Here is a 10,203-nt window from a genome sequence, read left to right as displayed (position 1 = left end):
CCAGTCACCAGTCACCAGTCACCAGTCACCAGTCACCAGTCACCAGTCACCAGTCACCTCATCATATTTAGCTTTAACAGCTTGTATATCTTGCCACATTAACCATTTTGGTGAGCCTTTTTCCCTGGAAGAATTACGTAACAAATAGGAAGGGTGAAAAATAGGCATACATAAACGCCCTTCCCAGTCTATCCACTGTCCGCGAATTTTCGTAATTCCTTGTTTATTACCTGTAATTCCTTTAACAGCAGTAGCACCTGTTAATAAAATGATTTTTGGATCAACTAAGCGAATTTGTTCTAATAAATAAGGTTTACAAGCGGCCATTTCTTCCGGGGTGGGAACTCGGTTTTCCGGTGGACGGCATTTTACTATATTACAGATGTATACATCATGCTCCGTACTCAAATTTACAGATGCCAAAATTTTATCTAACAATTGCCCAGACTTACCCACAAATGGTAAACCAGTTTCATCTTCATTTTGTCCTGGACCTTCCCCAATAATCATGATTTTAGCTTGGGGGTTTCCCCTTCCCACTACAGCATGAGTGCGATTTTCACCCAACTCACAACGATGGCAATTTTGACAATGTGGTGTTAATTCCGTCAAACTTGTATAAGTTCCTGACGGAATGGGAATTTTTGCATCTGTAGGAATCAAGTCTTTTTGATTAAAGTTTGATTCGTTAAAAAGGCTAAGTTGGGTATCGCTGTTCATGAAAATTGGGGCTTTGGGTGGGCTATTTCTAAGAGGTTGTCTTAAAAGTTTTCGGCGAATATAATAGAGCCTCCGGCACGCCTGACGGCGAACGCTACTACACAAGCAAAGTCCACCTGCGTGGACTAACGAAAAATTAAGGATTTGAAACCTGCGTAGGCAGGTTTTGTCTGTGTAGATGTGATTTCTAATCGCCCAAGTTAGACTTTTCAAACATCCTCTTAGAAAATTTGGGGATCTTGTTGTTCATAAATCATTTAGGATTGCTATATTTTCGCTGTTTGCAAATGCCAATCTGTTGATTGTTCGTAAGCATAAGCTGCTTGGAAAAGTTGATCTTCTCTTAATACTTTACCAATTAATTGTAATCCAATTGGCAAACCTTTGCTGTCAAAACCACAAGGTACACTAATTCCAGGTAAACCGGCAAGGTTCACAGGAATTGTCATTAAATCATTCAAGTACATACTTAAAGGATCGGTGATTTTTTCCCCGGCTTTAAATGCTGTGGTGGGTGCGGTGGGAGTGACTAAAACATCAACTTGAGCAAAGGCATTTTCAAAGTCTTCTTTGATTAATGTGCGGACTTTTTGCGCTTTTAAATAATAAGCGGCATAATAACCGGCACTGAGGGCATAAGTACCAATCATAATCCGGCGTTTGACTTCTGTACCAAATCCCATTGCACGGGTGCGGGTGTACATTGATAATAAGTTATCTGCATCTTCCACACGTGCGCCGTATTTTACACCATCATAACGGGCAAGGTTGGCTGATGCTTCTGATGGGGCAATAATGTAATAACTAGGAACACCATAACGGAAACGAGGACAGGAAATTTGTTGAACTTCCGCGCCTAAACTTTCTAGTTGGGCGATCGCTTTATTTACTGCTGCTTCAACTTCTGGATCTAAACCTTCACCAAAGGTTTCTTTAATCACGCCAATCTTTAATTTTTTCCCTTTTAAATCTGGTGTTAAATTGGCAGTGTAATCAGGAATTTCGACTTTTAAACTGGTGGAGTCTTGGGGATCGTAACCTGCGATCGCGTTTAATAAAATCGCTGCATCTTCCACACTTCTACCAAATGGTCCAATTTGATCCAAGGATGAAGCATAAGCTACCAACCCATAACGGGAAACTAACCCATAAGTCGGTTTCATCCCCACCACACCGCAAAAAGAAGCCGGTTGACGAATAGAACCCCCAGTGTCAGAACCAAGAGAAACCACACATTCTTCCGCAGCAACCGCAGCAGCAGAACCACCGGAAGAACCACCGGGAACTCTGGCAATATCCCAAGGGTTAGCGGTAGTTTGATAAGCGGAGTTTTCTGTGGAACTACCCATAGCAAACTCATCTAAGTTGGTTTTACCAACCATTACCGCCCCAGCATCAGCGAGTTTTTGGGTGACAGTAGACTCATAAGGTGGGATAAAATTTTCCAGAATTTTAGAAGCGCAGGTGGTGCGAATGCCCTTGGTACACATATTATCTTTAATACCGATGGGAATCCCTGCTAAGATACCGATTTCTTCCCCAGCAGCGATTTTTGCATCCACAGCGCGAGCTTGTTCTAGTGCCTGTTGTGCAGTGACAGCCAAGAAACTGTGCAGTTTTGGTTCTAGTGCTTCAATGCGGTTTAAGGATTCTTGGGTGATTTCAACGGCTGAACGTTCTTTTTTTACTAGCTGTTTGTGCAACTCGTTAATGGATGCCATAAATAATTTTTCTCTTTATCATTCAAGTCATTGATTTTAGCATTTACAGGTGTGAGGGTGGTGTTTTGTTGGTTGGTAGGGTTTATGGCACGCAGAGGCGCGGAGGCGCGGAGAGGGGTTTGAGAGGGGTGGATAATGTTAAATTATACTGATGTTAGGCAAAAGACAAGATATGCTGTGAGATAAGCTTAATCAATCAGGACTTACGCAAAAGCCCGTCAAAAAGGGCAGCCGACAGCAGAAGACAAAACAATTGATGGTGATATAATTTTGGTAGCGCAGGCAATAACTTTAGGAGTTCCAGATGTTGTGATTGCCACCACTAATATTGGTCATTTATCGCGGTTTATTAAAGCTGAACAGTGGCAAAATATTTCTTAAAATAGTGAGATTGCTCATCTTTCCACTTGAGTTAAATAAAGCAACCTATCGGGGGAAAGCGATCGCCTGAATTAATTTACTGTAGTCCCTAAAAATTATGAATATAAATGCTTCTATTATTGATCAACGTTTGAATTCATTGATTGATACCATTCGACGACAAGCTGCTGAAGAATTACGTATTAATGATCCTGGCAAACTTAAATCTTTGGCATTTGTATATTTTTGTGTGCAAACTATTCTCGATTTAGATGATTCTCATACCTTTGATTGTTTAATGGAAGGCGGTGGAGATTTTGGTGTAGATGCCATGCACATTTCTGAAGAACATGATGGAGAGTTTACGGTTAGTTTATTTCAAGCAAAGTACAAAAATGATTTACAAGGAAACGCGAATTTTCCTGAAAATGGAATCAATGCTCTGATCAATGCAATTCGATTTCTGTTTGATCCTGGTGCAAAATTAGAACATATTAATCAACGCTTACTTACCAAGGTAGAAGAAGCCCGTAGCTTAATTAGAGATGGATATATTCCCCAAGTTCGAGCATTAGCTTGTAATAATGGCATAAAATGGAATCAATCTTCTCAAGAAGCTATTGATCGTGCAGGATTTGGTGATCAAGTAACTTGGGAACACGTTAATCATGAACGGTTAATAAAAATTTTACAAGCTTCTCGACCAGTCAAAGACACTTTGCAACTCAGTGGTAAAGCTGTGGTTGAGGATATGAATTTTAGTCGGGTGCTTGTGGGAAGAATTTCCGTAACTGAAGTTGCCGCACTCATCGAAAGGCACGGAGAAAGGTTATTAGAACGTAATATTCGCCGTTACTTAGGGCTGCAAGGCAACCGCGTTAATGAAGGTATTCGGGATACTTTAAATAGCGATGAAAGGAATAATTTCTATTTTTATAATAATGGTATCACTTTAACTTGTGACAAATTTTCCTACAATTCGCTGCAAAATAGTGATCATCAGGTACAAGTTGAAAACCTACAAATTATTAATGGTGGTCAAACCTGCATGACAATTTTTAAAACTCTTCAGCAGCCAGAACTACTACAGCAAAATAACCAAGCATATCTTTTGCTAAGGCTTTATCAATTACCCAGTGATAATGACGATCTAGTGCAAAAAATTACTTATGCTACCAATAGTCAGAACCCTGTGGATCTAAAGGATCTCCGAGCTAATGATCATCTACAGCAAAGACTGGAAATGGATATTAAACAACTGGGATTTAACTATCGCCGCAAACGCTCTGATACCAGTGCCAGATCCACTACAGATATTACTTCGGGGGTAGCAGCTGAGGCAATACTGGCGGTTTGGCGACAAAAGCCCCATCAAGCTAAGTTTTTCACTCGTGAACATTTTGGTAAACTATACGATGCCATTTTTACTGAAAAGCTTAATGGCTCACAAGTTGTAATTGCTGTACAGTTGTATAGAATTGCTGAAAACCGACGCAAACGACCAAACCCAAATGATCCTCCTTGTGTTCGTTATGCTTCATGCTTTATTGCCATGCAAATGGGGCGAAGGCTTCTCCATGAAATGAATCTTCAAATAGAGCAAATTAACCACCGCAATTTTCATGATGCTAATTTGTTGATCGATCAAAAGGGAGAGGATTATTTTAATGATTCAGTACGAGATATTCAACAAGCACTACAAAAACTTTATGGCAGTCAGGATATTTCTTTACAACAACTTTCGGCTACATTCCGACGTGGGGATTTAATTGAGAAACTTCAACAAATAGAAATCTCTTAACTTAGGGTTGTTTGAGAAATACCCTCATTTAAAGTCTTCAAAACCTGCTGCATATCTCCACCTAACAAAGCCGGAACATTCAACCATAAACCCGGAAATTCTACACTTTTAATAATTCCCTCTGCATCCGGTTTCATTTCTATATATTTACTATCTTCCAACACAAACCAATCCATTTCTTGATCAAAAGTTCGCCAAACTATATACTCTTTTACACCATTCCGTTGATAAACTCGTTTCTTATCATGGAGATCATAGGAAACGGTACTGGCGGCAATTTCTACTATTAGTTCTGGCGCACCGGCAATATAACCATCATCATCAATTATGGTATTCCCATCTACTCTAAATAACACTACATCTGGTTGAGGTTCGTTGTCATTATCAAGGCGGACAGTGGGTTCAACACCCAACTCTATCCCACCAACAGCAGTTTTGTAAGTCCATAACCAACCTATCAAGTCGCCATGTGGTTTAGCATGGGGTGTAAAGCGTAAAGGAGAAGCCACGTATACAATACCTTCTATTAATTCAGCTTTTTTGACATCGGGTGTCGCAGTATAACGACGTTCAAACTCTGCACGATCCAGGCGATCGCCATTTTCCAACAATGGTAAATTCGGGGGAGATTTAGCAATAGTCATGGTGTTGAAAAACTCTTCTAACCTACACTATAACAATCTTCAATCATTCATCAGAAAAGTCTGCTTTTAGTTCTAGCTTGATCATGCCATAATAGAACAAATTATCACAGCTAAGTAATATGGTTAAAGTAGTTTCCCGTCAATACGTAGGTGAAGCCAATGTTTATGATATTGGTGTTGAGAAAGATCATAATTTCGCCATTAAAAATGGTTTCATTGCCTCTAATTGTTTCAACAAATCCCACTCTACAGCTTACGGTTATGTCACTTATCAAACAGCATATTTAAAAGCTAATTATCCATTAGAATATATGGCAGCACTGTTAACCGCTAACAGTGGTGATACAGATAAAGTGCAGAAATATCTGAACAACTGCACAACTATGGGAATTGAAATTGATCCGCCGGATATTAATCGCTCAGGTTTGGATTTTACCCCCGCAGATAATAAGATTTTATTTGGATTTTCGGCAGTGCGAAATGTGGGACAAAATGCGATCGCCTGTATTTTAGAAGCAAGAACCGAAGGAGGAGTATTTAAATCTCTGGCTGATTTTTGCGATCGCATTGATTTACGTGCTGTTAACCGCCGTACTTTAGAATCATTGATTCAATGTGGAGCTTTTGACAAAATAGAACCTAACCGCCATCAATTGATTAAAGATTTAGAATTAGTCTATGAATGGGCGCAATCCCGTGCTAAAGATAGAGCCATTGGCCAAGGAAATCTCTTTGATTTGATGGGGGGAGGATTTGGTAATAATGGTAATCCAACAACAACTAACAATGGTTTTGAATCTGCACCTAAAGCTGAAACAGTTTTAGATTATCCCCCACAGGAAAAGTTACGGATGGAAAAAGAATTATTAGGTTTTTATGTATCCGCCCATCCTCTGAAACATATTAAACAATCATCTTCTTTGCTCTCACCAATTAATTTGGCACAGTTGGGAGAACAAAAAGATAAAACATTGATTTGTGCAGTTGTTATGCTCAATCACGTGAAAAAAGTGATGACTAAAAAAGGTGAGCAAATGGCAATTTTACAAATAGAAGATTTAACAACAGCATCAGAAGCAGTGGTTTTTCCTAAAATTTATGAACGAGTTAATTCACTATTGGAAATAGATACCAGATTAATCATTTGGGGAAAAGTAGACAAACGAGATGAACAAACTCAATTTATTGTTGAAGATGCCGAACAAGTTGAAAAAGTGCAGATGGTAGTAGTGGAATTAAATCCACAGGAAGCTGCTGATATTGAAGTCAAGCGTCATCTAAGTTCAATTTTAACAGAACAATCAGGTGACAATAATCAAGCAAAAGTTCCTGTAATTGGTATTATTCAGGCAGGAAATTCTCGTCAACTGGTGCGTTTTGGTAAGAAATATTGGGTACAAGATTCTTTCTTAACTATGCAATCTTTAAGAAATGCTCACTTCTCTGCTCATGTTAAACAATTGACGGATACTTAGTAAGTATTCAGCTATCAGTAATCAGTTAGCTGAATACTTACGTTTTGCTGATAGCTACAACTTATCTAATTTGTGATAACATTTCCAGTCAGAGACTGGCAACGAGATAAATGAGATTTGAGAAAAAATCAATGTCAAAATGAGGTAAATTAAAAATGTTAAAAACAATACTGTTGCTTTTCATTGGTTTTTTGCCGTCTCTATGGTCCTTGTGGGTACTTCGCAAAAACCAGCAACGGACAAGCGCACGGAGGAGACAAGTAACTCTTAACTATTCCCAGATAGAATCATATATAAGACCAGTTCCAGACGATTGCGCTGAACATATCGACGAAGGCGATCGCTATTATTTAGAAGGTGTAGGCTATTTAATAGGTGATATTAGTTGTAAATTTAATGCTCGATCTGGTTACGTCCGTTGTGCTGTCAACCCTAGTGGACCTTGTCAAAACTGCCGTCACTATGAACCTAGAGAGTTAACCAGTAGCAAGCAAATTTAACTATACAACAATATAATATAAAATTACTGCATTCTCAATATGAAAAAAAGAATCATTTTACAGGGATATTTTTCATGACAATCTACTTTTATCATACTCGTGAACAATATGGTTGTTTTTCTAACTTTTCACCACATGGATTTGCATTAGATAATTTATATTGGTTTACAAGTGAACATTACTTTCAAGCACAAAAGTTTATTGGTACAACACATTTAGAAAAAATTCGTCTTGTTAAAACACCCAAAGAAGCTGCAAAAATGGGTAGGCAAAGAAGTCGTCCCTTACGTTCAGATTGGGAAGACGTAAAAGATGATATTATGCGAAAAGCGGTGTTATGTAAGTTTTCTACCCATGCAGATATTAGGGAGATTTTGTTGTCCACAGGTAATGAGGAAATAGTAGAAAACTCACCGATAGATTATTATTGGGGTTGTGGATCTGATGGTAGTGGTAAAAATATGCTGGGCCAAATCTTAATGGAAGTAAGGGAAATAATATTAATTAGCAAGAGCAGAGGTCAGCAGTCAGGAGTAAAATCCTCTTGTTAAATCGCTTTTTACTTTGCTTTTTACTTCATTTACCAGCAATACGCTGTTGTAAATACTCAGACTAGAAACATTGCTTAATTTCAAGTATAATCTTCTTAATTATTAGCAAATTTCATGTTTTTTTTACCTAGCTAATGTATACAATAGATATTGTAGATGTTTTATTCATAATTTACAACAGTTAAGGTAAATGTCCGTAGATGAGGAGTGAAATCACTATAGCAGTCCTAAATATTATGTGAGAAAATCTATTACCTATTGTCCGTTACCTGCATCGAAAAATAAGTATGGCTAGACCATGCAAAATATTACAAATGAAACACAAATGAAAGAGGATTGCGATATGACTACATTACAAAAAACAAAGAAATATTACAAATGGTCTTGGGATGTATCACTTGGGGGTGAATATGATTCTTGGGGTCGTAGTACGTACTTTATGGAAATTGATAGTGATTTATATGCCCGTAGACAAATAGAAGTTTATGAAAATGGCAATGTATTATTCTATGATAAAAGCCATTCATCCGATGATTATGGAATGCTATGCGATAAAAAATTAGATGATAAGGATATTGAGGAATTTGAAATTTCCGAGGCAGAATTTGAACAAATATGGCAAAGTAAAACCCCTATTAATAAATAGGAGTTAGGAGTTAAGAGAATTACCTGTATTAAAAATCTCAAAAATTCATCAAAATGTAGATGATAACTGACCTAAATTGACTGTTATTGAGGAATTAAGGAAAGTCCATAGACGCAAATCAGTAAAATCGGGAATGTCCATGAATGTCCCCATATTTTGTAAGACTTGGGGATCATGGGTAGAAGCGATACCAATAGTGGGGATATTAGCAGCAACAGCAGCACGAATACCAGAAGGAGAATCTTCTAAAGCAATAGCTTGTTCTGCTGTAATTCCTAACTTATTGAGAGCAACTTTGTAGGGTTCAGGATCGGGTTTACCTGCTAGACAATCATCTGCTAAAACAATAGTATGGAAAACTTCTTTAATTCCCAGAACTTCCAACATAAATTCCGCATTTAACTGGGGAGCATTGGTTACTAATGCGCGTTTTATTTGATGTGTTTTGGTCCATTCTATAAGTTCAGCAAAACCAGCTAGGGGTTGCAGGTGGGAAGCACTGTGACGGAAAAGAGCTTCTTTTTCATCTGCAAATTTTTCACCTGCTGCTGATGATAAATGTGGTAAAATATCCTTGACAATTTCTGGGTTAATTCTGCCACTAATGCGGGATTTGTAGAAAGTTTCATCAATTTCGATGCTGTGATTTAACAGCATTTCTCTCCAAGCTTGGTAATGTATAGGATCAGTATTGACAATAGTTCCATCTAGATCAAAGAGAATTGCTGTCAGCATGATTTTTTTGCTAAAATGTAAACAACTATTAAGTTAATTTACTTAGTTTAGCGTAAATGAGTCCATAAAATCCCCACATTCTTTTTTTATCTTGTCAATAAATTATGAATACTGCTACAACATCTTTTCATGTCGAGGATCTCCTGGTGCAGATTTATAAATCGGAAACAGAAATGGCGCAGGATGTTGCTGAAATTGTACAGAAGTATCTATATAAACTGCTGCAAGAACAGGAGACAATTGCTTTATTATTAGCTACAGGAAATTCTCAACTTAAATTTTTGGATGCTTTAATTACTTTAGGTGGGATAGATTGGTCAAAGATAACTTTATTTCACCTTGATGAATATTTAGGAATTAATGCTGATCATCCTGCAAGTTTCCGGTATTATTTGCGGGAGCGTGTAGAAAAACGGGTATTTCCAAAGCAATTTTACTATATAGAAGGGGATGCTTTAGAACCTGTTGGGGAGTGCGATCGCTATACCAAATTATTAAAAGCTCAACCCATTGATTTGTGTCTTCTTGGTGTGGGAGAAAATGGACATTTAGCTTTTAATGATCCCGCAGTTGCTAATTTTGAAGATGCTGCTAGTGTCAAATTAGTAAAACTAGATCAAGTCAACCGTCAGCAACAAGTGAAAACCGGATATTTTCCCAACTTAGAAAGCGTTCCCCAGTATGCTTTTACTGTAACCATACCTATGATTTGTGCAGCTAAAAAAATTATTTGTTTAGCACCAGAAACACGCAAAGCCAAAATAGTTAAAGAGATATTACATGAGTCAATTAACACAAATTGCCCAGCTTCTATTTTGCGAACACAACCACAAGCCGTATTATGTTTAGATGTAAATTCTGCTAGTTTACTATCTTCTTAAACTGCTGAATTTTGTCTTTTGTTGCAGATATTGTTGATGTAATTTCCAACTAGAGAAGCAACTTTCTAAATATGGACAATCTTCACATTTCATTTCTTTTCCAGGATTTTGACATCCACAGGGAAGATTTACAAAACATTCATTAGGATGTTTAGGAAGCCATGACTTT

10 protein-coding genes are annotated in these 10,203 nt (G+C 37.7%); 6 read left to right on the top strand and 4 right to left on the bottom strand.

All coding sequences use genetic code 11. The features are described 5' to 3' along the window. Positions 1-39 precede the first annotated feature (39 nt). Both PN497_RS14560 and gatA read right to left on the bottom strand, forming a co-directional pair. Complete coding sequence (locus tag PN497_RS14560) at positions 40-720, bottom strand: uracil-DNA glycosylase (protein WP_096565491.1); 681 nt, start codon at positions 718-720, stop codon at positions 40-42. A gap of 266 nt (positions 721-986) precedes the next feature. Continuing rightward, on the bottom strand, positions 987-2,441 hold the full coding sequence (gene gatA, locus PN497_RS14555) for an Asp-tRNA(Asn)/Glu-tRNA(Gln) amidotransferase subunit GatA (protein WP_096565493.1): 1,455 nt from the start codon (positions 2,439-2,441) through the stop codon (positions 987-989). Positions 2,442-2,919: 478 nt separating this feature from the next. Here gatA and PN497_RS14550 point away from each other — a divergent pair, with 478 nt between their 5' ends. Beyond that, entirely contained in the window at positions 2,920-4,602 is a 1,683-nt protein-coding gene (locus PN497_RS14550; RefSeq protein WP_096565497.1) for an AIPR family protein, read from the top strand. On the opposite strand, the gene PN497_RS14545 is transcribed toward PN497_RS14550, so the two are convergent. Then, a complete protein-coding gene (locus PN497_RS14545) occupies positions 4,599-5,246 on the bottom strand; it encodes a Uma2 family endonuclease (protein WP_096565499.1) in 648 nt (215 codons plus the stop codon). The two genes, PN497_RS14550 and PN497_RS14545, sit on opposite strands and share 4 nt — an antisense overlap. 119 nt (positions 5,247-5,365) lie before the next feature. On the opposite strand from PN497_RS14545, the gene PN497_RS14540 reads away from it, so the two are divergent. From PN497_RS14540 to PN497_RS14525, 4 genes are all read left to right on the top strand, one after another. Beyond that, on the top strand, positions 5,366-6,721 hold the full coding sequence (locus PN497_RS14540; protein WP_096565501.1) for a helix-hairpin-helix domain-containing protein: 1,356 nt from the start codon (positions 5,366-5,368) through the stop codon (positions 6,719-6,721). Positions 6,722-6,876: 155 nt separating this feature from the next. Next, on the top strand, positions 6,877-7,221 hold the full coding sequence (locus PN497_RS14535) for a DUF6464 family protein (protein WP_096565503.1): 345 nt from the start codon (positions 6,877-6,879) through the stop codon (positions 7,219-7,221). Positions 7,222-7,295: 74 nt separating this feature from the next. Beyond that, the gene (locus PN497_RS14530; RefSeq protein ID WP_096565505.1) at positions 7,296-7,772 is read left to right on the top strand and encodes an NADAR family protein; all 477 of its coding nucleotides are present in this window, start codon (positions 7,296-7,298) and stop codon (positions 7,770-7,772) included. Between the two features lie 343 nt (positions 7,773-8,115). Next, positions 8,116-8,418, top strand: a complete 303-nt coding sequence (locus PN497_RS14525; RefSeq protein ID WP_096572556.1) for a DUF6881 domain-containing protein — start codon at positions 8,116-8,118, stop codon at positions 8,416-8,418. Positions 8,419-8,466: 48 nt separating this feature from the next. Here PN497_RS14525 and PN497_RS14520 read toward each other — a convergent pair whose 3' ends face one another. Then, positions 8,467-9,153 (bottom strand): HAD family hydrolase, encoded by a 687-nt coding sequence (locus tag PN497_RS14520; RefSeq protein WP_096565507.1) that lies wholly within the window; start codon positions 9,151-9,153, stop codon positions 8,467-8,469. Between the two features lie 104 nt (positions 9,154-9,257). Here PN497_RS14520 and PN497_RS14515 point away from each other — a divergent pair, with 104 nt between their 5' ends. Further along, positions 9,258-10,034 (top strand): glucosamine-6-phosphate deaminase, encoded by a 777-nt coding sequence (locus PN497_RS14515; protein ID WP_096565509.1) that lies wholly within the window; start codon positions 9,258-9,260, stop codon positions 10,032-10,034. Positions 10,035-10,203 lie beyond the last annotated feature (169 nt).

The sequence above is a fragment of the Sphaerospermopsis kisseleviana CS-549 genome (genome assembly GCF_028329225.1).
In the GTDB taxonomy this organism is placed as follows: Bacteria; Cyanobacteriota; Cyanobacteriia; order Cyanobacteriales; family Nostocaceae; genus Sphaerospermopsis; species Sphaerospermopsis kisseleviana.
The sequence above is the reverse complement of the archived record's forward strand: the minus strand, read 5'-3'. Positions and strand labels throughout refer to the sequence as shown.